Genomic DNA, 25,587 nt, shown 5'->3' on the forward strand with positions numbered 1-25,587 from the left:
CGCCCACGGGGCCCGTGCCGCTCAGCCGCGGACGGGCCCTTCCGGCTGTGCGGCACCGGTCGGCGTGGTGGTCCGCCCGGCCGTGCGGGACGGATCGTCCGGCCGGGTGACACCCCCGTTCGGCGGCTTCCCCTACGGGGCGGAACGGCCGGCCGGTACCGGCCGTCATACCGCAGCAGTACACGGAGTTGCTCCCCGGGGCTGACGCGTACGTCCGGGGAATTTGGTGAGATGGACTGCACCACACCCCACCAATTCGGGTGAGAATGGCGGCGCGGGGTGGACGAGCGCAACCGTACGGATCGCCGCCGATCACGGAGGTAGGGCACACATGGCACCGAACGACAGTGCACAGGGCACCGGAGACGCCGGGCATCCCGCCGCGGGCCGCCGGAAGGCGGCGCGTTATTTCCTCCCGGTCGCGGTGGCGGGGGTGGCGGCGGCGACGATCGGTCTCGTGCCGGCGCTCGCCAGCTCGGGCGACCCCAGCCTGCCGAAGATCACGGCGCGGCAGCTCATCGAGAAGATGGCAGCCTCGGACACCCAGCAGCTGTCCGGCACGGTGAAGGCCAGCGCGGGCCTGGGTATCCCGTCCCTCGGCGGCCTGGCCGGCACCTTCGGCGGCGCGGGCAGCGCCGGCAGTGGGGGCAAGGACGGTTCGGGCGCGGCGCCGGAGAACAAGCTGATGGAACTGGCCTCGGGTACGCACACCCTGCGGGTGGCCGCCGACGGCCCCGGCAAGCAGCGGGTGTCCATCCTGGACAGCGCCGCCGAGTACAGCCTGATCCGCAACGACCGGCAGGTCTGGGCGTACGACAGCGCGTCGAACGAGGTGTACCACGCGAAGACCGGTGCCCCGGCGGCCGGCGGCCACCAGGGCCGCACCGGGAAGCTCCCCGCCACGCCAGGGGACTTCGCGGGCCAGGTGCTGAAGGCCGCGGGCCCGACGACCTCGGTGAGTGTCGACGGCACGGCGCAGGTGGCGGGGCGTGACGCGTACCAACTGCTCATCAAGCCGAAGCAGTCCGGTTCCACGATCGGTTCGGTCCGGATCGCGGTGGACGCGAAGAACGGCACCCCGCTGAAGTTCACACTCACCCCGAGCGACGGTGGCAAGGCCGCCATCGACGTCGGCTTCACCAAGGTCGACTTCGCGAAGCCCGCAGCATCGGCCTTCTCCTTCACCCCGCCGAAGGGCGCGAAGGTGACCGAGGGCGCCGGCCCGAAGGCCGGTGCGCCGGCTCCGAAGGGCGGCCCGGGGGACTTGAAGTCCGCCTCGCCCGAGGACTTCAAGGGCCTCGATGTCATCGGCAAGGACTGGACCTCGGTGGCCAGGATCGACACCGGCGGCGGCAAGGGTCTCGGCGCCGCGGGCGGAGCCGCGAAGAGCGGCGGCCCGGTGGACGCGCAGAAGTTCCTCGACTCGCTGGGGGACCGGGTGTCGGGCTCGTTCGGCTCGGGCACGGTGTTCCACACCCGGCTGGTGAACGCGCTGATGACGGACGACGGCAAGGTCTTCGCCGGCGCGGTCGACAAGAGCGCACTGATCAAGGCGGCCGACGCGGCCCGATAGACCAGCGGACCGATCCGGACCGGGCGGGCCTCACCGGGGCCACGCCGTGCGTGTGCGCCTGCCCGGTCCGGCCTGTACCCGGGGCGGACCGGGCCATCGGGCGCCCGTGCCCGGGCCGCCCGGCAGGCCGCCCCGGGGCGCACCGCCCCGGGGCGCACCGCCCCGGGGCGAACGGGTCCCGTTAGCCTGGTCCGCACGGTGCGCCGAACGACGGGACCATCGCCATGCCTGAAGCCGTCATCGAAACCCATGCCCTCACCAAACGCTTCCGCGGTGGCCAACTCGCCGTGGACCGCCTGGACCTCACCGTCCCGCGCGGCAGCGTCTTCGGCTTCCTCGGGCCCAATGGCTCCGGCAAGACCACCACCATCCGGATGCTCCTCGGCCTCATCACCCCGACCTCGGGCGCCGCGAGCCTGCTGGGGCGGCCGATGCCGCGGGCGGCCCGCAGCGTGCTGCCTGATGTCGGCGCGCTGATCGAGGGCCCCGCGCTGTACGGCTTCCTCTCCGGCCGCGACAATCTGGTGCGCTACGACTCCGCCGATCCGCAGGCCGACCCCCGCACCCGGCGCGCCCGGGTCGACGCGGCCCTCGAACGGGTCGGGCTCGCCACCGCGGCCACCAAGAAGGCCAGGGCGTACTCGCTCGGCATGAAGCAGCGGCTCGGCCTCGCCTCGGCACTGCTCCAGCCGCGCGGGCTGCTGGTTCTGGACGAGCCGACGAACGGGCTCGACCCGCAGGGCATGCGGGAGATCAGAGCCCTCGTCAGGGAACTGGCGGACGACGGCACCACGGTCTTCCTCTCGTCGCATCTCCTGGACGAGATCGAGCAGGTCTGCACGCATGCGGCCGTGATGGCCCGCGGCACCCTGCTGGCCCAGGGCCGCGTCGCGGACCTCGCGACCCGCGGGCGCCTCGCCGTCTCCACACCGGACCCGGCCGCGGCCGCCCGCGTACTCGGGGAGCAGGGAGTCACCGACGTGGGCGTCACGGGGGACCGGGTGACCGGTGATGTCCCGCCGGCGGAGACCGACCTGGCGGACCTCAACGCCGCCCTCGTACGGGAGGGTGTCCGGGTCCGTTCCTTCGGCGTCGAACGGGCCTCCCTGGAGGACGCCTTCGTCGCACTCACCGGAGAGGGATTCGATGTCGCAGGCTGAGACGTCCCGCCCGGAGCTGCCGCCGGGCGGCGTCCCGGGGCAGACCGAGGGCGAGGTACCGCGGGACGCCGTGGCGCGGGCCGGCGGGGAGCAGGAGCGCGTGCCGGGGGGTGCCGCGCCGCAGGGTCCCCGGCCGGACGGGGCGCAGGAGCGCGGGGCCGGGGCGGCGCGTGCCGTTCGGGGCCCGCTCCGACTGCTCGGCCTCTTCCGTTCCGAGCTCACCATCACTTTCCGCCGCCGGCGCACCCTCGCCCTGCTCGCCTTCCTGGCCGCGGTCCCGGTCCTCATCGGTATCGCCGTCAAGGTGGAGTCCGGCCACGGCTCGACGCCCAGCGACCCCAGCGGCAACGGTCCCGCCTTCCTGACGGACATCACCAACAACGGCCTGTTCCTGGTCTTCGCGGCCCTCGCCGCCACCCTCCCGGTCTTCCTCCCGATGGCGATCGGCGTCATCGCGGGCGACTCCGTGGCGGGTGAGGCGAGCGCGGGGACGCTCCGTTATCTGCTGGTCGCACCGGCCGGCCGTACCCGGCTGCTGCTCGCCAAGTTCGCCTGCGCCGTGGCGTTCTGCCTGGCCGCGACGCTGGTCGTGGCGGCCTCCGCGCTGGCGGTGGGGGCGCTGCTCTTCCCGGTGGGTGAGGTCACGACGATCTCGGGGACCCGGATCTCCTTCGCCGACGGCCTCGGCCGGGCGGCGCTGATCTCGGCCGTCGTCGCCGCCTCGCTCCTCGGTGTCGCGGCCCTCGGCCTGTTCGTCTCCACGCTCACCAGCAGTGGAATCGCGGCGATGGCGACGACGGTCGGCCTGGTGATCACCGTGCAGATCGTGGACACGATCCCGCAGCTGCACGCGCTCCAGCCGTATCTGTTCCCGCACTACTGGCTGTCCTTCGCGGATCTGCTGCGCGCGCCGGTCTACTGGGACGAGATCGTCAAGAACCTGGGCCTGCAGGGCCTGTACGTCCTGGTGTTCGGCTCGGCCGCGTGGGCGCGGTTCACCACGAAGGACATCGCGGACTGAGCGGCAGGCGCACGGACACCGGGAGCGGGGCGGGCGCCCGAAGAGCCGGACCCGGGCGGGCCGGACCCGGGCGGGCCGCGAGAACGTCCCGGAGGGGCAGCGGGAAGAAAAAGGGAGGGCACGTGCCGTACCGAGAAGCCGTCCCCCGACGCGGCCCGACACGACACGTACCGTTTCCCCGGCGAATATTGTCGGACGTACACCTTCCGCTGTCAAGACGCTACGTATCGTCGGTGGCCGGGGCCGGTGGGCCCGGGCCCGGTGAATAGACTCATGCGGTGAACCTCACGCCGAATCCCGCGCGCCGCAGTGAGAAGTCGCAGCAGGCGATCCTCGCGGCCGCCCTCGCGCTCTGTATCGAGCGGGGGTACGCCCGCGTCACGATCGAGGCGATCGCCGCCCGCGCCGGTGTGAGCAAGAAGACGATCTACCGCTGGTGGCCTTCGAAAGGCGCTCTGGTGCTCGAAGCACTGGACGACGCGGTCATCCGCACCCGCCCCTTCCCCGACACCGGGGATCTCGCGGCGGATCTGCACGCCCAGATGACCGGAGTGGTGCGGCTCCTCGCGCACCCTCCGCTCGGCCCCGCGTACGCCGGGATCCTCACGGAGATCCAGTACGACGACGAGCTGGCCAGGACCGTGCAGGAACAGTTCATCGACCCGCGGCTCAAAGGCGCCACGAGCCGGCTGCGCAGCGCACAGGAGCAGGGCGTGCTGCCGATGGACGCCGACCTCGATCTGGCCGTGGAGCTGCTGTACGGCCCGCTCTACTACCGGCACAGCCTGCGCAGGCGCCCGTACGACGCGGAGGAGATCACCTGGCTGATCGCCCACGTCCTGAGGGCCATGGGCGCGACCGCGGGCGGCGCCTGAGGGCGCGAGCGGGCCGGCCCGCCGGGGCGCGACTCCCTCGGGACCGCAGGTCCGCCCGGACGCCGGGCCCGCCGTCAGGTGGCCGGGCCGGTGGCCGTCGGCTCGCCCGCTGCCGGACCCGCCGCTTCGGGCCCCGGACCCTGGCCGTGCTGCCGTACCGCGTCCCGCTCCGGCAGCTGCTCCCGCAGCCGGGCCTCGGCCGCCAGCTGCGCCGCCCGCGCCCGTGTGCGGTGCGCATTGCGGAGGGCGTCCCAGGTCAGGACCGTCAGCGCCAGCCACACCAGCGCGAAACCGGCCCATCGTTCCGGTGGCATCGCCTCGTGGAAGTACAGGATGCCGAGGCCGAACTGGAAGACCGGCGTCAGGTACTGGAGGAGCCCCAGCGTCGACAGGGGTACCCGGATCGCCGCAGCTCCGAAGAGGACCAGCGGGAGCGCGGTGACCAGGCCCGTGGACGCGAGGAGCGCTCCGTGCGCGGGGGAGCCGAAGGTGGCCTCGCCGCGCGCGGCGAGGACCATCAGATACGCGAGTGCCGGCAGGAACTGCACCGCGGTCTCGGCCGCGAGCGACTCCAGGCCGCCGAGACCGACCTTCTTCTTGACCAGCCCGTACGTCGCGAAGGAGAAGGCCAGCATCAGTGAGAGCCACGGGGGCTTCCCGTACCCGATGGCCAGGACCAGCACGGCCGCGGCCCCGGTGGCGACGGCGGCCCACTGGGCGGGGCGCAGCCGTTCACCGAGCAGCAGGACGCCCATCGCTATGGTGACCAGCGGGTTGATGAAGTAGCCGAGCGACGCCTCGACGACCTGCCCGTTGTTCACGGCCCAGATGTAGCCGCCCCAGTTGAGGCTGATGACCGTCGCCGCGAGGGCCACGAGCCCCAGCCTGCGCGGCGTGCGGAGCAGCTCGCCGATCCAGGCCCAGCGCCGCATCACCAGCAGCGCGATCAGTACGACACCGAGGGACCACACCATCCGGTGGGCCAGGATCTCCATGGCGCCGGACGGTTCGAGCAGTGGCCAGTAGATCGGGACGAGGCCCCACAGCACGTACGCGGCAAGGCCGTCGAAGAACCCGGCCCGCTGCTCGCTGGTCCCTTGCACGGGCCCTCCCCTGGAATCGTCCGACACCCGTGGCGGACACGCGGCATACCCATCCGAAGGTAGCGGGAGGAGGACCCGGCTGTCATGCCCGTGGCGCCATACGGTCATGACACGGTCCGGGGCGGCGGCGCCGCACGGGCATACCGGTCCGCTACGCCAGCGCGGCGGCCACCGACACGCCGATCGGGGTCGTGGGGCGGCCCGTGAGCCGGGCCAGGTCGCCGCTCGTACCGGCCAGCAGGCCGCGCTCGATGGCCCCGTCCACGTCGACGAGGATCGCCGCGAACGCCTCAGGCAGTCCGGCGCCGGTCAGGATCTCCTGGTGCGCGGCCGCCGGGACGTTGCGGTACACGATGTCCTTGCCGGAGGCCTTCGCGACCTCCGCCGCGTACGTGTCGAAGGACCAGGCGACGTCGCCGCTCAGCTCGTAGGCCCGGCCCAGGTGGCCGTCCGACAGGAGCACCGCGGCGGCGGCCGCCGCGTAGTCGGAGCGGGCCGCCGACGCGACCCGGCCGTCTCCCGCGCTGGCGACGACCGCACCGTGCGCGAGGACCGGCGCCAGGTTCCCGGTGTAGTTCTCGTTGTACCAGCCGTTGCGCAGGAAGGTGTACGGCAGCCCGGAGTCCAGGATCAGCTGTTCGGTCACCTTGTGCTCGGCGGCCAGCTGGAAGTCGGCGTCCGGTCCGCCCAGGACGCCCGTGTACGCGAGCTGTGCCACGCCTGCCGCTGTCGCCGCCTCGACGACCGCGGTGTGCTGCGGTACGCGGCGGCCGACCTCGCTCCCGGAGATGAGGAGCACCCGCTCGCCCGAGCGGAACACCCCGGCGAGGCTCGCCGGGTCGTTGTAGTCGGCGATGCGCAGTCCGACGCCGCGCGCCGCCAGATCGGCGGCCTTCTCCTTGTCGCGGACGACAGCGGCGACCTGGTCCGCGGGGACCTTGGTCAGCAGCTCGTCGATGACGAGACGGCCGAGGGCTCCGGTGGCTCCGGTGACGACGATGCTCATGAGGTGGTGCTCCCTGTGGGTCGGGGCGAAGACTTGGCGACGGGCCCGGGTGGGCCCGGGTGTCTGCTGCTGTTTCGCATGGTGTGGGCGGTTGACGCCCGGTCTCATATGCTCTGGAACTCACCCTACGGGGGGTACTAACTCAGAGAAAGTACCCACTTTGAAGTAAGGTACTGGCATGGACGTAAGTGAAGTGACGGGAGACGCGCCGGGCAGCCCGGTGAACGGCACGGTGGCCGCGCGGTCCGCGCCCGACGTGAACCGGGCCATGTGCCCGTCCCGCCTGATCCTTGAGCACGTCACCAGCCGCTGGGGTGTGCTCGTGCTCGCCGCGCTCCTTGAGCGCCCGTACCGCTTCAGTGATCTGCGCAGACATGTGGGCGGGGTCAGCGAGAAGATGCTTGCCCAGACGCTCCGGACGCTGGAGCGGGACGGCTTCGTCGACCGCGACGCCAAGCCGGTCATCCCGCCGCGTGTGGACTACTCGCTGACGCCACTGGGGCGGGAGGCGGCCGAGCAGGTGTGGGCGCTCGCCCGGTGGACCGAGCTGCGGATCGACGCGGTGGCCACGGCGCGCGAGGCATACGACAGGGCCCGGTCCTGATACCTCAGGACCGGGCCCTGCCGCCATCGGACGACGCCTGATGGGCGGTCAGCCCGCGACGGTCCAGGTGTCGTTGCCCGCGAGCAGTGCGCCGAGGTCGCCCTTGCCGTGCTGTTCGACCGCGGTTTCGAGCTGCGTGTTCATCAGGGTGTCGTAGACGGGGCGTTCGACGTTGCGCAGTACCCCGATGGGGGTGTGGTGCAGGGTGTCCGGGTCGGCGAGACGGGAGAGCGCGAAGGCGGTGGTCGGTGACGCGGCCTGTGCGTCGTGGACCAGGATCTGCGCCTCGTTCTCCGGGGTGACGTCCACGACGGTGAGATCGCCGGTGGCGTGGTCCCGGACGACACCCTTGGGTGCCTCGGGTGTGCCGAAGCGGATGGGCTGCCCGTGTTCCAGCCGGATGACCGCTTCCTGGGCCTGCTCGCGGTCCTTGAGGGCTTCGAAGGCGCCGTCGTTGAAGATGTTGCAGTTCTGGTAGATCTCGACCAGGGCGGTGCCGGGGTGGTCGGCCGCCGCGCGCAGCACGCTCGTGAGGTGTTTGCGGTCGGAGTCCACGGTGCGTGCCACGAAGGACGCTTCGGCGCCGATGGCCAGCGAGACGGGGTTGAACGGGGAGTCGAGGGAGCCCATCGGCGTGGACTTGGTGATCTTCCCGACCTCGGAGGTCGGTGAGTACTGGCCCTTGGTCAGCCCGTAGATCCGGTTGTTGAAGAGCAGGATCTTGAGGTTCACGTTGCGGCGCAGGGCGTGGATGAGGTGGTTGCCGCCGATGGAGAGGGCGTCGCCGTCTCCGGTGACGACCCAGACGGAGAGGTCGCGGCGGGAGGTGGCGAGACCGGTGGCGATCGCCGGGGCGCGGCCGTGGATGGAGTGCATCCCGTAGGTGTTCATGTAGTACGGGAAACGGGAGGAGCAGCCGATGCCGGAGACGAAGACGATGTTCTCCTTGGCGAGGCCCAGTTCGGGCATGAAGCCCTGTACGGCGGCGAGGACCGCGTAGTCGCCGCACCCCGGGCACCAGCGGACTTCCTGGTCGGACTTGAAGTCCTTCATCGACTGCTTGGCCTCGGCCTTGGGCACCAGGTGCAGAAGTTCGTTGGTCTCAGGCATCGGTGGCCTCCTTGAGTGCCGTCGCGAGCTGTTCGGCCTTGAACGGCATGCCGTTGACCTGGTTGTAGGAGACCGCGTCCACCAGGTACCTGGCCCGGACGAGCAGGGCGAGCTGGCCGAGGTTCATCTCCGGGATCACGACCTTGTCGTAACTCTTCAGAACCTCGCCGAGGTTGGCGGGGAAGGGATTGAGATGGCGCAGATGGGCCTGTGCGATCGGGATGCCGTCCTTGCGCAGACGGCGCACGGCGGCGGTGATCGGCCCGTACGTCGACCCCCAGCCGAGGACCAGGGTGCGTGCGCCGTCGGGGTCGTCGACGTGCAGGTCGGGGACTTCGATGCCGTCGATCTTGGCCTGGCGGGTGCGGACCATGAAGTCGTGGTTGGCGGGGTCGTACGAGATGTTCCCGGTGCCGTCCTGCTTCTCGATCCCGCCGATGCGGTGTTCCAGGCCCGGTGTGCCGGGCACCGCCCAGGGGCGGGCCAGCGTGTGCGGGTCGCGCTTGTAGGGCCAGAACACCTCGGTGCCGTCGATGAGCGTGTGGTTGGGCGTGGTAGCGAACTGGGCGCGTAGGTCGGGCAGTTCGGCGACCTCGGGGATGCGCCAGGGCTCGGATCCGTTGGCGAGGTATCCGTCCGAGAGGAGGAAGACCGGCGTCCGGTAGGTCACGGCGATCCGGGCGGCCTCCAGAGCGGCGTCGAAGCAGTCCGCCGGGGTCCTCGGCGCGACCACGGGGACGGGGGCCTCGCCGTTGCGGCCGAACATGGCCTGGAGGAGATCGGCCTGCTCGGTCTTGGTGGGCAGCCCGGTGGAGGGGCCGCCCCGCTGGATCGCGACGACCAGCAGCGGCAGCTCCAGGGAGACGGCCAGGCCGATGGTCTCCGACTTGAGCGCCACCCCGGGGCCCGAGGTGGTGGTGACCGCGAGGGAGCCGCCGAAAGCGGCGCCCAGGGCGGCGCCGATGGCGGCGATCTCGTCCTCCGCCTGGAAGGTCCGCACGCCGAAGTTCTTGTGCCTGGACAGCTCGTGCAGGATGTCGGAGGCCGGGGTGATCGGGTACGAGCCCAGGTACAGCGGCAGGTCGGCCTGCCGGCCCGCGGCGATCAGCCCGTAGGACAGGGCCAGGTTCCCGCTGATGTTGCGGTAGGTCCCGGCCGGGAAGGCGGCGGCGGCCGGCTCGACCTCGTACGAGACGGCGAAGTCCTCCGTCGTCTCGCCGAAGTTCCACCCCGCGCGGAACGCGGCGACGTTCGCCTCCGCGATCTGCGGCTTTTTGGCGAACTTGGCCCGGAGGAACTGCTCCGTGTTCTCCGTCGGCCGGTGGTACATCCACGACAGCAGTCCGAGCGCGAACATGTTCTTGCTGCGTTCGGCCTCCTTGCGGGAGAGCCCGAACTCCTTGAGCGCCTCGATCGTCAGCGTCGTCAGCGGCACCGGGTGGACCTGGTAGGCCTCCAGGGACCCGTCCTCCAGCGGAGAGGTCAGATAACCGACCTTCGCCATCGGCCGCTTGGCGAACTCGTCCGTGTTGACGATGATGTCCGCGCCGCGCGGCACATCGGCGATGTTCGCCTTGAGCGCGGCCGGGTTCATCGCGACGAGGACATTGGGCGCGTCGCCCGGGGTGAGGATGTCGTGGTCGGCGAAGTGCAGCTGGAACGAGGAGACGCCCGGCAGGGTGCCGGCCGGCGCCCGGATCTCGGCCGGGAAGTTCGGCAGCGTCGACAGGTCGTTCCCGAACGACGCGGTCTCCGAGGTGAACCGGTCGCCCGTGAGCTGCATCCCGTCACCGGAATCGCCCGCGAACCGGATGATCACCCGGCTCAGCCGGCGTACCTCTTTGGTGCCGGACGCCCCTTTGCCGGTGCTCTCTTCGTCGACGCCCTCTTCATCGGTCAAGAGGGCTCGCTGTTCCCCGACAACGGCCTCGTCGGCCTCATCGGCTCCGTCGGTCTGCTCGGCTGGGCTACTGACCTGGCTGGTCACTGAACTGGACCTCCCTCGGGCGGCTGCTCGGATGCGCCCGGCTGCCCGGGCACACCGGGACCCACCCTACGACGGTAAGGGTGGCCTTCCCTGGAAGGCTCATAGGACGGACGTCTTTTTGAGACATCGGATTGCCCGGATTTAGCGCGATTAAAACCGCCTCTCCGGACCGCCGGTGTCACCGTTCGCTTGCGCTCGGTGCTCGTTCTCCGGATCCAGGACCCGCCCGGGGCCGTCCGCCCGGAACGGCCCCGACCTCGATATCTGACAGGGTGTCAGGTTATTAGGAGTTCAGATAGGTCAGTACGGCGAGCACCCGACGGTGATCCCCGTCACTCGGGGAGAGCCCGAGCTTCAGGAAGATATTGCTGACGTGCTTCTCGACCGCCCCGTCGCTGACCACCAACTGCCGGGCCACCGCCGAATTCGTCCGCCCCTCGGCCATCAGCCCCAGCACCTCGCGTTCGCGCGGAGTCAGTCCCGCCAGCACGTCCTGCTTGCGGCTGCGGCCCAGCAGCTGTGCCACGACCTCGGGGTCGAGAGCCGTGCCGCCCTGAGCGACCCGGACCACGGCGTCGACGAACTCCCTGACCTCGGCGACCCGGTCCTTCAGCAGATAACCGACCCCCCGGCTGGATCCGGCCAGCAGCTCGGTGGCGTACTGCTCCTCCACGTACTGCGAGAGGACCAGGACTCCGATCCCCGGGTACTCCTTGCGCAGCCGTACGGCCGCCCGTACGCCCTCATCGGTGTGGGTGGGCGGCATCCGTACGTCCGCGACCACCACATCCGGCAACGACTCCTCCGCCGCCAGGTCGCCGATCGTCTTGATCAGCGCCTCGGCGTCCCCGACACCGGCGACGACGTCGTGACCGAGGTCCGTCAACAACCGGGTCAGGCCCTCCCGCAGCAGCACTGAATCCTCGGCGATGACCACACGCACTCTGTCCTCCACGACGGTGAAGCCCCCCACTTGGTGATGATTCCTGCCTGCGCGTCCCAGCATCCCAGCATCGGGGGGCGAACGGGTGGGAGCCGGGGCTATCGGGTGCGACAGGACGGGATGGGGCGGGGCGGACGGGCCGGGATGCGGCGGGACGGGGCCGGGATGCCGGTGGGTCGGGTCGGGGCCGGGGTGCGGTGGGTCGGGACGGGTCGGGGCCGGGCGGGGAGCGTCCGGGGGATCGCGCGGGGGGTGTTCAGTCGCGCCAGGGCAGTTCGGCGGTGATGGTCGTCGGGCCTCCGGTCGGCGAGTCCACGACCAGCAGACCGTCGACCGCGTCGAGCCGCTCCGCCAGCCCCGCGAGACCGCCGCCGGCCGCCCCCGGGGTGAGGCCGGCGCCGCCGCGGCCGTCGTCGGTCACCTGGAGCATGATGCGGTTCTCCACCCGCCAGACGTCCACGCTCGCGCGGGTGGCCCGGGCGTGCTTGCTGATGTTCTGCAGGAGCTCCGAGACGGTGAAGTAGGCGATGCCCTCGATGGCGGCGGCCGGCCTGGCCGGCAGGTCCACCTCCACCTGCACCGGCACCGTGCACCGGGAGGCGATCGACGAGAGTGCGGCGTCGAGGCCGCGGTCCGTCAGGACGGCCGGGTGGATCCCGCGGGCCAGGTCACGCAGTTCCTGCAGGGCGATCTTGACCTCGCCGTGCGCCTCGTCGACCATGCGGGCTGCCGCCTCCGGGTCCTCCGTCAGCTTCTCCTTGGCCAGGCCGAGGTCCATGGCGAGCGCCACCAGCCGGGCCTGCGCGCCGTCGTGCAGATCACGTTCGATGCGGCGCAGGTCGGCGGCGGCCGTGTCCACGACCACCCCGCGGTCCGACTCCAGCTCGGTGACCCGGGTGTCCAGCCGCGAAGGGCCGAGCAGTCCGAGGACCATCATCCGGTCGACACCGGCCAGGCCGCGGATCACCCACGGGGTCGCGAGGACGAAGGCCAGTCCGCTCAGGCTCGTCAGGGCGATCTCGAACGGGCTGTCGAGATAGATGTGGTGCGTCGCGTCGCCGTACAGCTGGAGGCCGTTCATGTTCGTCCAGGCCGGGAAGACCCACTGCCACAGCGGGTACGTCAGCATCGCCCAGCCGTACGTCCACAGGACCACCGACACCGAGAAGGCGAAGACGGCCCACGGGAAGTGGGCCAGCGCGTAGACGAGGTGGCGCCAGGACGCGCCGCTCTTCAGCACGGCGCCCGCCCACGACATCATGCCGCCGGTCCTGCCCCGGGCCGGCGCCGGATCCGCGATGTCGACCCGGAGCAGGGACCGTGCCCTCGCCCGCTCCATCGCCCCGAAACCCCGGCACACGGCCAGGCCCACCGCGAGCAGAGGGATACCGATGAAGGTCACCAGCAGGCCCGCGCTCACCGAGAACATCGTGATGCCGAAGGTGAAGAGCACGATGCTGATGGGCAGTGAGAGCAGCAGATAGCCGAACTCGCGCCAGGTGCGGCCCTCCAGCGGCGCACGCAGCACGGCCGGTGTGCGGTGGGCCCGGGTTCTCATGCCGTGATCCGTGGCCATGGCGGTGTCCCCTCTCTCTTCGTCCGGCTCGGCCGGTTCTCTCGGTGCGGGATGTGCGGCGCTGTCCCGCTGCGTCCATGCTCCCGTTCAGGGACGCCGCCGACCATGAGGAGGGGCACCGTCTTCGACCGGGGGTTTTCCCCACCCCCCCCGAGATGAAGTCAGTGTCGCGGCACGGTGCGCGGCGGTGCGTGGCGGTGTGTGACGGGCAGCCCCGGTGAGCACCCACCGGCTGCCCGCCCCGCCGTCCGCCCTGCCCGCCCCGGTGTCCGCCCGGTCCAGCGGGGACGTACGTGATGTGCCGGTCCGCGTCAGCGGAGACGTACCTGACGTGCCGGTCCGCGTCACGTACGGGACGTATCCGATGTGCCGGTCCGTCTCAGCCCCGTGCTCGCCAGGGCAGCTCCGCCGTCACCGTGGTCGGCCCGCCGACCGGTGAGTCCAGCACGAAGAGGCCGTCCACCGCGCCCAGCCGGTCGGCGAGCCCCGCCATGCCCGTACCGCCGTCGAGCCGTGCCCCGCCGTGCCCGTTGTCCGCGACCCGGATCAACAGCCGGTCGGCGGCGCGCCACACCTCCACCGAGGCGGAGCGCGCCCGGGCGTGCTTGCTGACGTTCTGCAGCAGCTCCGAGACGGTGAAGTAGGCGATGCCCTCAATGGCCTCGGCAGGCCGCTCCGTCAGATCGACACGGACCTCGACCGGAGCCGTGCACCGCGAGGCGATCGACGAGAGCGCGGCGTCGAGGCCGCGGTCCGTCAGGACGGCCGGGTGGATCCCGCGGGCCAGGTCACGCAGCTCCTGCAGGGCCAGTTTGACCTCGCCGTGCGCCTCTCCGACCATCACGGCCGCCGCGTCCGGATCCTCCAGGAGCTTCTCCTTGGCCAGGCCGAGCCCCATGGCGAGCGCCACCAGCCGGGCCTGCGCGCCGTCGTGCAGATCACGTTCGATGCGGCGCAGGTCGGCTGCGGCCGTGTCCACGACCACCCCGCGGTCCGACTCCAGCTCGGCGATCCGGCGCTCCAGCTCGTCGGACGGGCAGAGGAGCCCGCGGACCATGGCGCGGTCCACATGGGTCAGTCCGCGTGCGATGAACGGCAGTACCGGCCAGAGCACGAAGAGACCGGACAGCACCACGCAGAAGGTGAGCACCCCCCACGGCAGCCGGATGAAGCCGTACAGCATCGCCCGCCAGCCCACCGGGTCCTTGAGGCTCGTCCACAGCCTGGAGAAGAAACTGCCCCCGTGCCCGACGAACAGCGGGCTCGGCTCCTCCATCCGGACACCCAGCAGCGCCCGCGCCCGGGACCGTTCCGCCCTGCCCAGCCGCCGCGCCCCGAGCAGCCCGAGGGCGAGCAGGGGGAGGCCCACCACGGTGACGGCCAGGCCGCCGCCCAGGGCGACCATGAGCAGGACGTAAACAAAACCGGCGATCGTGGCCGGCAGGTTCGTCAGGAGATGGGCGATCTCCTTCCAGGTGAACCGGTCGAACGCGAAGCGCGCGGGCGGTGGCCGGTCGGAGCCGGGCGGAAGGGAGTTGATCGCGGTCATGCGTCAAGAGTGCCGGGCGCCAGGGGCGGATGCCATGGGGCGGCTGGGTGGGTCGAAGTAGGGATAACCCCACCCCGCGGCACGCCCCGAGCCGGGTCCGGTGCCGGATCCGGCTGCTTACCAAGTCTTTATCAGGGCCTAGACTCCCGTGCGTACGGATCGTCGAACGTGGCGAATGTGACGGACGAGGCGACGAAAAGGGCGCAGGGAGCGAGGGCCGGACGTGCCGGGACCGACCGTTGCCGCGACGGGCCACGTGGTGCTCGCGGCGGGCCACACCGCCCGCACGGGTTACTCGGGCTACTTCCACATGTACGCGGTCGTCGGGGTGCTCGCCGTCGTCGGGGTGCTCTTCGTCGCCGTGGCCTTCGGAGCCGGACGGCTGCTGCGGCCCGTGGTGCCGACCCCCGAGAAACTGCTGACGTACGAGTGCGGAGTCGACCCCGTCGGCGAGGGCTGGGCACACACCCAGGTCCGCTACTACGTCTACGGCTTCCTGTACGTGATCTTCGCCGTGGACTCGATCTTCCTCTTCCCGTGGGCGACGGTTTTCGCGGCCGACGGATACGGGGCGGCGACGCTGGTGGAGATGTTCATCTTCCTCGGCTTCCTGGCCGTGGGACTGCTCTATGCATGGAAGAAGGGCGTCCTGGAATGGACGTGACGAACCCCGTCGATCTGCCGGACCCGCACCTGCCGGGCGCCCGGTCCGCAGGCGTACCGGTGCCGGAAGCCGTCCCCCCGCAGCGGCTGGGCGTGCTCTCCCGGCTGGCCCCCGAACCCATGAAGGTGGTCCTGAACTGGGGCCGCCGCTACAGCCTGTGGGTCTTCAACTTCGGCCTCGCCTGCTGCGCCATCGAGTTCATCGCCGCGTCGATGGCCCGCCACGACTTCATCAGGCTCGGCGTGATCCCGTTCGCCCCCGGCCCCCGCCAGGCCGACCTGATGATCGTCTCCGGCACGGTCACGGACAAGATGGCCCCCGCGGTCAAGCGCCTGTACGAGCAGATGCCCGAGCCGAAGTACGTCATCTCCTTCGGCGCCTGCTCCAACTGCGGCGGCCCGTACTGGGACTCGTACTCCGTGACCAAGGGCGTCGACCAGATCATCCCCGTCGACGTGTACGTCCCCGGCTGCCCGCCCCGCCCCGAGGCGCTCCTCCAGGGCATCCTGAAACTCCAGGAGAAGATCGCCAGGGAGTCCCTCGGCGAGCGCTACTCCACGCCCTCCACCGCCCAGTTGACCAGCGGCCTCATCACCCCGCCCCCGGCGCCGGGGGCCGGACGGTGACACATCCGTACGACCGCCTCCCCGATGCCGTCACCGAACTCTTCGGCGAGGAAGCCACCGCCGGACACAGCTACGACCTGCTCACCGTCGAGGTACCGGCGGCCTCCTGGCTCGCCGCCCTGGAGACCGCCAGGGACGGGCTCGGCTGCACCTACTTCGACTGGCTGAGCGCGGTCGACGAACCGGAGACCGGCTTCCGGGTCTGCGCCCATGTCGTCGCCATCGAAGGCCGTACGATCCGCCGACTGCTCGTACGCACCACCGTCCCGCACGCCGCGCCGGCCCTGCCGTCCGCCGTCGGGATCTACGCGGGGGCGAGCTGGCACGAACGCGAGACGTACGAGATGTTCGGCGTCACCTTCACCGACCACCCGCACCTGGTTCCGCTCCTGCTGCCCGAGGGCTTCGAAGGTCACCCGCTGCGCAAGGACTTCGTCCTCGCGGCCCGTGTCGCGAAGGCCTGGCCGGGTGCGAAGGAGCCGGGGGAGGGAGCCGCGGGACACGGTGCGGGGGCCGGTGGCCCGAAGCGCCGCCAGATGCTGCCGCCGGGCGTTCCGGACCCCAACGAGTGGGGCCCGCAGAAGGGCCAGCTGCCTCCTGCCCCGGCCCGTCCGGCACGCGCCGCACGGGCAGCGGCCGACCGCCCGGCCCGGCGTGCGCGCAGCGTGAGCGAGGGCTCCACGAGCCAGTCGCCGTCACCGCCGGCGGTCACGGCGGACGGCGGCGAGCCGCAGACAGGGGCACAGGACGAGCCGCGGGCGCAGGACGAGGCGCGCGCGCAGGGGCGGGATGCCACCCGCAGGCAGGGGCGCGTGCAGGAACAGAGTGTCGGTCAGGGCCTTGAGCAGAGCGGGGACGAGATCCGGGACGAGAGCCAGGACGTGAGCCAGGACGTGAGCCGGGACGTGAGCCGGGACCAGGGCGCGGCAGCGCCGTCGGAGGCTGGGGCCACGGCTCCGCCCCCGAGGCGGGCCGCCGGTCCCCGGCGGAGCCGGAGCGTGTCCGAGGGCTCCACGTCCCAGCGCGGGGCCGGGGCCGCGACCCCGGCCGTGCCATCGCACTCGAAGGGGAGCGACGACGCCCCCTGGCGCAACGCCCGCCCGGCCTTCGAGCCGCCGCGGGACCCGGCCGCGCAGGACGCGGTGGAGGACCCGGCCGCGCAGGACGCGGTGGAGGACCCGGCCGCGCAGGACGCGGTGGAGGACCCGGCCGCGCAGGGCCCGGCCACGGGGGATACGTCCACCGAGAACCGGCCCGCCCGGCCGGGGGCACCGCAAGCAGCCGGACCTGAAACCAGAGAGAACGGTCCCGAACCGGAGGCCGGTCCCGAGTCGGAGGCCGGTCCCGAGCCGGAGAACGGTCCTGGACCGGAAGCCGGTCCCGAGCCGGAAGCCCGTCCCGAGCCGGAGCCCCGTCCCGAGCCGGAGCCCCGTCCCGAGCCGGAAGCCGGACCCGATACCCCCGCCGGAGGCGATACCGCGTGAACGACGTACTCGACGTCGCCATCCGGCTTGTCATCGTCTTTGTCGCCTTCCTCGTCCTCCCCCTGCTCGTCGGACAGGCCGAGCACAAGGTCATGGCCCATATGCAGGGCCGTCTCGGCCCCATGTACGCCGGCGGGTTCCACGGCTGGGCCCAGCTCGTCGCGGACGGCGTGAAATTCGCGCAGAAGGAAGACATCGTCCCGGCCGACGCCGACCGCCGGATCTTCCAGCTGGCCCCTGCCGTCGCCCTGCTCCCGTACCTGCTGGTCCTGCTGGTGATCCCGGTCGGGCCCGGCGAGGGGGCCGTGGGGCAGGTCGTCGACGCGGGCATCTTCTTCGTGCTGGCCGTGATGGGCGTCGGCGTACTCGGCTCGCTCATGGCGGGCTGGGCATCGGCCAACAAGTTCTCCCTCCTCGGCGGGATCCGCACCGCCGCGCAACTCCTCGCCTACGAACTGCCGATGCTGCTCACGGCGGCCTCCGTCGCGATGGCGGCGGGCACGGTGTCGCTGCCCGGCATCCTGGACGCGTTCGCCTGGTGGTGGATCCCGTGGCAGGTCGTCGGCGGAGTGGTCTTCTTCACGGCGGGGCTCGCCGAACTCCAGCGCCCGCCCTTCGACATGCCCGTGGCCGACTCGGAGATCATCTTCGGCGCCTACACCGAATACACCGGACTGCGCTTCGCGCTCTTCCTCCTCTCCGAGTACGCGGGCATCGTCATCCTCTGCGGTCTCACCGCCGTGCTCTTCCTCGGCGGATGGCACGGGCCGTGGGGCAGCGACGGACTCGGCTGGGTCTGGATGCTGCTCAAGACGGCGGTCCTGGCCTTCGGCGTGATCTGGCTCCGCGTGACCTACCCGCGGCTCCGTGAGGACCAGCTCCAGAAGCTGGCCTGGACCGTACTCATCCCGCTCGCCCTCGCGCAGATCGCGCTCACCGGCATTGTGAAGGTGGCGATCAGCTGATGCCTCCCGTCCCCGGCTCAGGCCTGGCCAAGGGCCTGGCAGTGACGCTCCGCACGATGACGAAGAAGACGGTCACCGCGCAGTACCCGGACATCCAGCCCGAACTGCCGCCCCGCTCCCGCGGTGTCATCGGGCTGTTCGAGGAGAACTGCACCGTCTGCATGCTCTGCGCCCGTGAGTGCCCCGACTGGTGTATCTACATCGACTCCCACAAGGAGACGGTCCCGGCTGCCGCACCGGGCGGACGCGAGCGCAGCCGCAATGTCCTCGACCGCTTCGCGATCGACTTCGCGCTCTGTATGTACTGCGGTATCTGCATCGAGGTGTGTCCCTTCGACGCACTGTTCTGGTCCCCGGAGTTCGAGTACGCGGAGACGGACATCCACGAACTCACCCATGAGCGCGACAAGCTCCGCGAGTGGATGTGGACGGTGCCGGCGCCGCCCGCGCTCGACCCGGCGGCCGAGGAACCCAAGGAGATCGCCGCAGCACGCAAGGCGGCCGACAAACTCGAAGCCGCCCAACAGGCCGAGCAGGCCGCCCAACAGGCCGAGCAGGCAGCCCAGCAGGCCGAGCAGGCCGACCAGGCAGCCCCGCGGGCGGGCCAGGCGGACCAGGCAGCCCCGCAGACGGAGCCGAGCGGGCAGCAGACGGACCGGCCGGAGCCACCGGACGCGCCGCAGCAGGATCACCCGCGCAACCAGCGGGATCAGCAGGAGCGGGATCAGCAGGAGCGGGATCAGCAGGAGGGGGAGGCGTGAATCGCGCAGCAGACTTGGCCGCCGCCGCGGGCCACCCCGGATTCCTGTCCCCGACGGGCGTCGAGATCGCGTTCCTCCTCGTCGGCCTCGCCACCTTCGGCGCCGCGGTCATCACGGTCACGACGAGGCAACTGGTGCACGCCGCACTGTGGCTGATCGTGGCGCTCGGTGGCCTCGCCGTCGAATACCTCCTGCTGACAGCCGAGTTCATCGCGTGGGTCCAGGTGCTGATCTACGTCGGCTCCGTGGTCGTCCTCCTCCTCTTCGGGCTGATGCTGACGAAGGCCCCCATCGGCCGGTCCCCGGACGCCGATTCGGAGAACCGCTGGGTGGCGCTGGGGGTGGCCGTGGCCGCGGCCGGCTCACTCGTCTGGGTGGTCGCCGACGCCTTCCGTACGACCTGGATCGACCTCCACGGCCCCGTCCAGGGCTCCACCAAGGTCTCCGGCGAGATCCTCTTCCGCCACTGGGTCCTGCCCTTCGAGGCGCTGTCGGTCCTCCTGCTGGCCGCACTCGTCGGTGCGATCGTCCTGTCCCGCAGGAACAGCCCGGTCGAGGACGCCCCGGGCAGGAACAGCCCGGGCAAGGCCGCCGCGGGCAAGGCCGCCGCGGGCACGGACAGCGCCGGCACGGACAGCGCCGGCACGGACAGCGCCGGCACGGACAGCGTGGGCGAGAACGCCGTCGGCAAGAACAGCAGGGAGCAGCGCTGATGCACCTCGTCTATCCCGCCGTGCTCGCCGCCCTCCTCTTCTGTACCGGTCTGTACGGAGTCCTCGCCCGCCGCAACGTCATCCTGATCCTGATGTCCGTCGAGCTGATGCTCAACGCCGTCAACCTCAACCTCGTCGCCTTCGACGTATGGCTGCGCGACAAGGTCCATTCCGGTCAGGCACTCACCCTCTTCACGATCGCCATCGCCGCCGCCGAAATCGGCATCGGGCTCGCGATCATCCTGGCCGTCCACCGGAACCGGGGTACGACGGACATCGACAAGCTCCGCGACACCAAAGAATCACCAAGCCCCGAAGACCCGGAAGACCCGGAAGACCGCGAAGACCGCGAAGACCCCGAAGACCCCGAAGACCGCGAGGAGAAGGCAGAGGCTGCCGCGTGACCACCACGACCCTCGCCGTCCTCGTTCCCCTCCTGCCGTTCCTTGGAGCCGCGGCCGGACTTCTGCTCGGCCGCACCGCGCCCGGATTCGTCCGCCCCCTGGCCATCCTCCCCACCCTCGCTGCAGCCGCCCTCGCGATCACTGTGGCCGTCCGGCAGGGCGGCGGAACGGACATCGACGCGGCCACCCGGCTCACCCCCACCGGGTCCGTCCCCATCGACCTGTCCCTGCACATCGACGGCTTCGCCGCCCTCGTCGCGGTCCTGGTCGTGACCGTCGCCACCTGTGTACAGATCTACTCGACCGCGTACCTGCGCGACGACGCGCGCTACCCCTCGTACGCGGCGATCGTCTCCCTCTTCACCTCCGCGATGCTGCTCGTCGTCTACTCGGGCGACCTCATGGTCCTGCTGGTCGGCTGGGAGGTCATGGGGATCTGCTCGTACTTCCTCGTCGGCCACTACTGGGAGACCCCCGAGGCCCGTTCCGCCTCCCTCAAGGCGTTCCTGGTCACCAAACTCGGTGATGTCCCCTTCCTGATCGGCCTGTTCGCACTCGCCACCGACGCCGGGACCTTCAGCATCACCGGCATCCTGCGGACCGTCTCCGGCGGCGGACTCCACCACCCCACGCTGATCGCCCTGCTGCTGCTCGCCGGTGTCGCCGGAAAGTCCGCACAGTTCCCGCTGCACACCTGGCTGCCCGACGCCATGGCAGGCCCCACCCCCGTCTCCGCCCTGATCCATGCCGCCACCATGGTCGCAGCCGGTATCTACTTCGTCGCCCGGCTGCTGCCCGTCTTCGCCGCCTCCACGGCCGCCATGACCGTCCTGGCCGTCATGGCCGCCGTCACCATGGTCGGATCGGCACTCGCCGCCCTCGCCCAGGACGACATCAAACGCGTCCTCGCCTACTCGACCATCGGGCAACTCGGCTACATGTCGGGCGCCCTGGCCGCCGGCGACCGCGGCGCCGCTGTCTTCCACCTCCTGTCACACGGCGCTTTCAAGGCGCTCCTCTTCCTCGGCGCCGGGGTGGTCATCCACGCCGCGGGCACCAACTCCCTCGCCGCCATGAGCCGCATGGGCCACCTGCCCCAGCGCATCCCCGACGCCTTCTGGACGATGACCATCGCCCTGCTCGCGCTCGCCGCCATCCCGCCCTTCGCCGGATTCTTCTCCAAGGAATCGGTCCTCGGTGCCGCCGAGAACACCGCGCTCGGCGACAGCGCCATCGCTCCCGCAGGCGCCGGCTGGACCGTGCTGATCGCGGGGCTCCTCACGGCGCTGCTGACCGGCGCCTACGCCACCCGCCTCTGGCTCCTCGCCTTCCGCGGCAAGGGCAGCGAGGCCCCCGACCACGGCAGGCAGCCCCTCGCCATGAACGGCGTGCTCTGGCTCCTCGCCATCCCCACCCTCGGCTTCGGTCTCACCGCCGGCCGCCTCACCGGCTGGTTCGACGGAAACAGCCTCACCCCGGCCCTCACCACCTCCGTCCTCGGAACCGGTGTCGCCCTCGTCGGGGCGCTCGTCACCTACGGCACCTGGCGCCACACCACGGCCCTGACCCAGCAGCCCCCGATCGGCGCCGTCACGGCACACCCCGACGCGGACCCGGCCACGGTCGAGGCCGAAGCCATCGCCACCCACCGCTCCGTCTACGGGAGCATCGCCTCGGCGCCGGACCCCCTCGACCCCGGCAGGCTGCTCCTCGGCCCGCTCCACCGCCACGCGGCGAACGGCTTCCACCTCGACGCGCTCTACACCGCCGCATTCGTGCGCCCCGTACTCGCAGCGGCCCAACTGGTCCGCTTCCTGGACCGCGAGGTCATCGACACCTACGTACGCGGTGCGAGCGCAGCGCCCCGCTGGATGGGGGCGGCCTTCCGCCGGGCCCAGACAGGAAACCTGCAGACCTACCTCAGCGCCCTGCTCGCCGGATCCGTCGTCCTGGTGATCGCCGCCGTCGCCCTTGCCAACGCCTACGCCGGATCGTGAGCCGTGATCGATATCAGCGCGTCCGTGATGCAGTTCCTCCTGGCGTTCATCGTCGCCGCCCCGGTCATCGGTGCCGTCGCCGCCCTGCTGCCGGCCCCGCCCGGACTGAGGGGCTCCTCGCCCCAGCAGGCCGTGCTCCGCCACGGCGTCGTCGTCAGCGGAATCGTCCTCATCGCCGCGATCGTCCTCGCCCTCGGCTTCGACCGTGACCACCCGTCGAGGATGCAGGCCACCACAGACATCAGCTGGATCCCGGCTCTCGACGTCCGCATCCATCTCGGCACAGACGGCATCTCGCTCCCCCTCCTCGTACTGACCGCGCTGCTGACCTTCCTCTGCGCGCTCTACTCCTGCTTCAAGCTGCCCGCGGGCCCGTCCCCCCGCGCGTTCGTCGCCCTCGTCCTCCTCCTGGAAGCGGGGACGCTCGCCACCTTCGCCGCCCTCGACCTGGTGCTCTTCTTCCTGGCCTTCGAGATGGTCCTCATCCCGATGTACTTCCTCATCGCCCGCTGGGGCGGAGCCCAACGCACGGCAGCCGCCGGGAAGTTCATCCTCTACACGGTGCTCGGCTCCGTCGTCATGCTGCTCGGTCTCCTCCTCATCGGTGTGAAGAGCGGCACATTCGACATGGTGGCACTCGCCACTGACAACGGCCGGGGTCTCACCCACAGCACCCAGGTCGTCGCCGTCCTCGCCATCGCCATCGGGCTCGCCGTGAAGACCCCGATGTGGCCGCTGCACAGCTGGCTCCCCGACGCCCACACCGCGGCGCCCACCGCCGGTTCGGTCCTCCTCGCCGGAGTCATGCTCAAGATGGGCACCTACGGATTCGTCCGCATCGCCCTGCCCATCGCCCCCGAGGGCATGCACACCTTCGCCCCCTACCTCGCGGCGTTCGCCGTCGCCGGCATCATCTACGGATCGCTCGCCTGCCTCTCGCTCGCCCGGCAGGGCAACAAGGGCGACCTCAAACGGCTCATCGCCTACTCCTCCGTCGGGCACATGGGCTTCGTGCTCCTCGGTATCGCCTCGATGACCCCCGCCGGAGTCAACGGCGCGCTCTTCGCCAACATCGCCCACGGCCTCATCACCGGGCTGCTCTTCTTCCTCGTCGGAGCGCTGAAGGACCGGTACGGCACCGCCGACCTCGACACGCTCGCCGGCGCCACCGGCGCCGCCCTCTACGGACGGGCGCCCCGGCTCGGCGGCCTGGTGGCCTTCGCGGCCGTCGCCTCACTCGGGCTGCCGGGGCTCGCCGGATTCTGGGGCGAGATGCTGACCATGTTCGGCGCCTTCGATCCGGCCCGCGGGCTCAGCCGCCCCGCCTTCCTCACCTTCATGTCGCTCGCGGCCCTCGGCACCCTGCTCACCGCCGCGTACCTCCTCCTCGTCGTACGCCGCGTCTGCATGGGCACCCCGCCGCAGGCAACACCCGAAGCACGCGAAGCGCAGGAAGCACGGGACGCCACGGGCGCGGACAAGTCCCCGTACGCGGACGCGCTGGTTCCCAGCGAAGCAGGGGAAGCGCAGGGACCACAGCAAGCACAGGGGGTACGACAAGCACAGGGGCCGCAGGGGCCACGCGGGTCACAGGAAGCGCAGGGGGCCCAGGGCGTGCAGCCCGTCCCCGCCGGGCAGCCCCCCGCCCCCGGAACCGACAGCATCCAGGACGTCCAGGGCTACGAACTCGCCACCTGGAGCCCGCTCGTCGCCCTCACCGTCCTCGCCGGCCTCTGGCCCGCGGCCCTCCTCGGCCTCACCGACCCGGCCGTGCAGAAGCTCCTCGCAGGAGGCAAGGCATGAGCTCCCTCGTCCAGTCCGTCGACTGGCTCGCGATCGCCCCGCCGGTCATCGCCGCCGCGACCGCGCTGATCGTCCTCGTCGCCGACCTCTTCGTCCCCGACCACCGCAAACCGGCCCTCGGCTGGACCGCGGTCGCCGGGCTCGCCGCGGCCGTCGTCATGCTCCTGCCCCTGCGCCGCGGCAACCGTTCCACCTTCTGCCTCACCACCGATCACGGGGCCTGCAGCTACACCGCGGACCACTTCACCCTCGCCATCCAGCTGCTCGTCCTCGGCGGCGCACTGCTCACCGCACTGCTGTCGATGAGTGAGACCGGCGGTGACCGCCTGCCGGCCGGTGAATTCTGGTTCCTGCTGCTCTCCTCGGCCTCCGGGGCCGCGCTGCTGCCCGCATCACGGGACCTCGCCACGCTCGTCGTCGCCCTCGAAGTGGCCTCCCTGCCCGCGTTCGCCCTCGTCGGCCTCAAGCGCGGGAACCGCCTCTCCTCCGAAGCGGCCCTCAAGTTCTTCCTCTCCTCGGTCACCGCGACGGCCGTCACCCTGCTCGGCGTGAGCTTCGTCTACGCGGCCACCGGCACCCTCCACCTCAACCGGATCGCCACCGCCCAGGTCGCCCCGCAGCTCGACACGCTCGCCGAGGCCGGAGTCGTCCTCACACTCGTCGGCTTCGCCTTCAAGACGGCCGCGGCGCCGTTCCACTTCTGGGTGCCCGACACATACACCGGCGCCCCGCTCCCCATCGCCGCCTACCTCTCCGTCATCGGGAAGGCCGTCGGCTTCTCCGGGCTCGTCCTCGTGACCGTCGTCGCCTTCCCCGGGTACGCCGACATCTGGGGCCCGGCCATCGCCGTACTCGCCGCCCTCACCATGACCGCCGGCAACACGGCCGCCCTGCGCCAGCAGGCCACCCGCGCCCACAGCGCCGTCCGGCTGCTCGCCTGGTCCTCCATCGGCCAGGCCGGGTACCTCCTCGTCCCGATCTCCGCCGCCGGATACACCTCCGACCGCGAGATCGGCTCCACCGTCGCCTACGCGCTGATGTACGCCGTCGTGAACCTCGGTGCCTTCGCGACCGTGGCCCTCGTCGCCCGCTCCCGCCCCGGCAAGCGCCTCAGCGACTACCGCGGTCTTTACGCCGAGCGCCCTCTCACCGCCCTGGCGCTCGCCTTCTTCCTGCTCTGCCTGGCCGGGCTGCCCCCCGGCATCATCGGCCTCTTCGCCAAGGTCACCGTCTTCCAGAGCGCCGTCGACGCGGGCCTGGGCTGGCTCGCCGCCGTCATGGCCGTCAACGTCGTCCTGGGGCTCTCCTACTACCTCCGCTGGATCGCCGTGCTCTTCCGCGCACCGCAGCCGGCGGCACCCCGGACCGGCACGGCGGCCACAGCCCCGGACGGCGGCACAACGGCCGGAACGACCGCCCGCATCCCCGTCCCGATCACCCTGACCGTCGCCCTCGCGGCCGCCGCCGGAGCCGTGCTCTCCGTGGCCCCTCAGCTGGTCCTGCACTTCGCGTCAGGCAGCCTCTTCTGAGTTTTGCTACGGTCTTCGGCCGGGCGTAACCACGGACAGCGCACCGGCGCACGCCTCGCGGCAGAGTCAGTACGACGGCCGGCGAGCAGCGCCGAAAGGCCCGAAGACAACTGTGCGCAGCGACTACGGAACAA

The 25,587-nt window shown here is 71.3% G+C and carries 22 protein-coding genes; 15 read left to right on the forward strand and 7 right to left on the reverse strand.

Annotated elements, in window-relative coordinates; genetic code table 11:
• The first annotated feature begins 331 nt into the window (after positions 1–331).
• The 4 genes from OG917_RS20475 (at position 332) to OG917_RS20490 (ending at position 4,629) form a co-directional block, all read left to right on the forward strand.
• Entirely contained in the window at positions 332–1,573 is a 1,242-nt protein-coding gene (locus tag OG917_RS20475; RefSeq protein ID WP_328319067.1) for a LolA family protein, read from the forward strand.
• A gap of 224 nt (positions 1,574–1,797) precedes the next feature.
• Positions 1,798–2,733 (forward strand): ABC transporter ATP-binding protein, encoded by a 936-nt coding sequence (locus OG917_RS20480; RefSeq protein ID WP_328319068.1) that lies wholly within the window; start codon positions 1,798–1,800, stop codon positions 2,731–2,733.
• The gene (locus OG917_RS20485; RefSeq protein WP_328319069.1) at positions 2,720–3,754 is read left to right on the forward strand and encodes an ABC transporter permease; all 1,035 of its coding nucleotides are present in this window, start codon (positions 2,720–2,722) and stop codon (positions 3,752–3,754) included. The genes OG917_RS20480 and OG917_RS20485 overlap by 14 nt, the downstream gene beginning before the upstream one ends.
• A gap of 278 nt (positions 3,755–4,032) precedes the next feature.
• The gene (locus OG917_RS20490; protein ID WP_328319070.1) at positions 4,033–4,629 is read left to right on the forward strand and encodes a TetR/AcrR family transcriptional regulator; all 597 of its coding nucleotides are present in this window, start codon (positions 4,033–4,035) and stop codon (positions 4,627–4,629) included.
• A 74-nt stretch (positions 4,630–4,703) separates the two neighbouring features.
• On the opposite strand, the gene rarD is transcribed toward OG917_RS20490, so the two are convergent.
• Complete coding sequence (gene rarD / locus OG917_RS20495; RefSeq protein WP_328319071.1) at positions 4,704–5,732, reverse strand: EamA family transporter RarD; 1,029 nt, start codon at positions 5,730–5,732, stop codon at positions 4,704–4,706.
• Positions 5,733–5,883: 151 nt separating this feature from the next.
• Positions 5,884–6,738, reverse strand: coding sequence for an NAD(P)H-binding protein (locus OG917_RS20500; protein ID WP_328319072.1), 855 nt, complete (start codon positions 6,736–6,738; stop codon positions 5,884–5,886).
• A gap of 268 nt (positions 6,739–7,006) precedes the next feature.
• On the opposite strand from OG917_RS20500, the gene OG917_RS20505 reads away from it, so the two are divergent.
• Entirely contained in the window at positions 7,007–7,342 is a 336-nt protein-coding gene (locus tag OG917_RS20505) for a winged helix-turn-helix transcriptional regulator (protein WP_328322044.1), read from the forward strand.
• A gap of 48 nt (positions 7,343–7,390) precedes the next feature.
• On the opposite strand, the gene OG917_RS20510 is transcribed toward OG917_RS20505, so the two are convergent.
• The 5 genes from OG917_RS20510 to OG917_RS20530 form a co-directional block, all read right to left on the reverse strand.
• Positions 7,391–8,452 (reverse strand): 2-oxoacid:ferredoxin oxidoreductase subunit beta, encoded by a 1,062-nt coding sequence (locus tag OG917_RS20510; RefSeq protein ID WP_328319073.1) that lies wholly within the window; start codon positions 8,450–8,452, stop codon positions 7,391–7,393.
• Positions 8,445–10,439: a 2-oxoacid:acceptor oxidoreductase subunit alpha gene (locus tag OG917_RS20515; RefSeq protein ID WP_328319074.1), complete on the reverse strand. Its 1,995-nt coding sequence runs from the start codon at positions 10,437–10,439 to the stop codon at positions 8,445–8,447. The genes OG917_RS20510 and OG917_RS20515 overlap by 8 nt, the downstream gene beginning before the upstream one ends.
• A gap of 283 nt (positions 10,440–10,722) precedes the next feature.
• Positions 10,723–11,382, reverse strand: a complete 660-nt coding sequence (locus OG917_RS20520; RefSeq protein WP_328322046.1) for a response regulator transcription factor — start codon at positions 11,380–11,382, stop codon at positions 10,723–10,725.
• A gap of 256 nt (positions 11,383–11,638) precedes the next feature.
• Positions 11,639–12,958, reverse strand: a complete 1,320-nt coding sequence (locus tag OG917_RS20525) for a sensor histidine kinase (protein ID WP_328319075.1) — start codon at positions 12,956–12,958, stop codon at positions 11,639–11,641.
• Positions 12,959–13,337: 379 nt separating this feature from the next.
• Positions 13,338–14,507, reverse strand: coding sequence for a sensor histidine kinase (locus OG917_RS20530; RefSeq protein WP_328319076.1), 1,170 nt, complete (start codon positions 14,505–14,507; stop codon positions 13,338–13,340).
• Positions 14,508–14,817: 310 nt separating this feature from the next.
• Here OG917_RS20530 and OG917_RS20535 point away from each other — a divergent pair, with 310 nt between their 5' ends.
• Genes OG917_RS20535 through OG917_RS20580 form a run of 10 tightly spaced genes read left to right on the forward strand, consistent with a single transcriptional unit; the run spans position 14,818 to position 25,453 of the window.
• Positions 14,818–15,171 (forward strand): NADH-quinone oxidoreductase subunit A, encoded by a 354-nt coding sequence (locus tag OG917_RS20535; RefSeq protein ID WP_328322048.1) that lies wholly within the window; start codon positions 14,818–14,820, stop codon positions 15,169–15,171.
• Positions 15,162–15,797 carry an NADH-quinone oxidoreductase subunit B gene (locus tag OG917_RS20540; RefSeq protein ID WP_328319077.1) on the forward strand — a complete coding sequence of 212 codons (636 nt, stop codon included), beginning with the start codon at positions 15,162–15,164 and terminating at the stop codon, positions 15,795–15,797. The genes OG917_RS20535 and OG917_RS20540 overlap by 10 nt, the downstream gene beginning before the upstream one ends.
• Positions 15,794–17,281 (forward strand): NADH-quinone oxidoreductase subunit C, encoded by a 1,488-nt coding sequence (locus tag OG917_RS20545; RefSeq protein WP_328319078.1) that lies wholly within the window; start codon positions 15,794–15,796, stop codon positions 17,279–17,281. Before OG917_RS20540 ends, OG917_RS20545 begins: the two co-directional genes overlap by 4 nt.
• Positions 17,278–18,246 (forward strand): complex I subunit 1/NuoH family protein, encoded by a 969-nt coding sequence (locus tag OG917_RS20550; RefSeq protein ID WP_328319079.1) that lies wholly within the window; start codon positions 17,278–17,280, stop codon positions 18,244–18,246. The genes OG917_RS20545 and OG917_RS20550 overlap by 4 nt, the downstream gene beginning before the upstream one ends.
• Positions 18,246–19,007: a NuoI/complex I 23 kDa subunit family protein gene (locus OG917_RS20555; protein WP_328319080.1), complete on the forward strand. Its 762-nt coding sequence runs from the start codon at positions 18,246–18,248 to the stop codon at positions 19,005–19,007. Before OG917_RS20550 ends, OG917_RS20555 begins: the two co-directional genes overlap by 1 nt.
• Positions 19,004–19,720 carry an NADH-quinone oxidoreductase subunit J family protein gene (locus OG917_RS20560; RefSeq protein ID WP_328319081.1) on the forward strand — a complete coding sequence of 239 codons (717 nt, stop codon included), beginning with the start codon at positions 19,004–19,006 and terminating at the stop codon, positions 19,718–19,720. Before OG917_RS20555 ends, OG917_RS20560 begins: the two co-directional genes overlap by 4 nt.
• Positions 19,720–20,124 (forward strand): NADH-quinone oxidoreductase subunit NuoK, encoded by a 405-nt coding sequence (nuoK, locus tag OG917_RS20565; RefSeq protein WP_328319082.1) that lies wholly within the window; start codon positions 19,720–19,722, stop codon positions 20,122–20,124. The genes OG917_RS20560 and nuoK overlap by 1 nt, the downstream gene beginning before the upstream one ends.
• On the forward strand, positions 20,121–22,121 hold the full coding sequence (locus OG917_RS20570) for an NADH-quinone oxidoreductase subunit 5 family protein (protein WP_328319083.1): 2,001 nt from the start codon (positions 20,121–20,123) through the stop codon (positions 22,119–22,121). Before nuoK ends, OG917_RS20570 begins: the two co-directional genes overlap by 4 nt.
• A 27-nt stretch (positions 22,122–22,148) precedes the next feature.
• Positions 22,149–23,924 carry a complex I subunit 4 family protein gene (locus OG917_RS20575; protein ID WP_328322050.1) on the forward strand — a complete coding sequence of 592 codons (1,776 nt, stop codon included), beginning with the start codon at positions 22,149–22,151 and terminating at the stop codon, positions 23,922–23,924.
• Positions 23,921–25,453, forward strand: a complete 1,533-nt coding sequence (locus OG917_RS20580; RefSeq protein WP_328319084.1) for an NADH-quinone oxidoreductase subunit N — start codon at positions 23,921–23,923, stop codon at positions 25,451–25,453. The genes OG917_RS20575 and OG917_RS20580 overlap by 4 nt, the downstream gene beginning before the upstream one ends.
• Positions 25,454–25,587 lie beyond the last annotated feature (134 nt).

This window comes from Streptomyces sp. NBC_00388 (genome assembly GCF_036061255.1).
Taxonomy (GTDB): domain Bacteria; phylum Actinomycetota; class Actinomycetes; order Streptomycetales; family Streptomycetaceae; genus Streptomyces.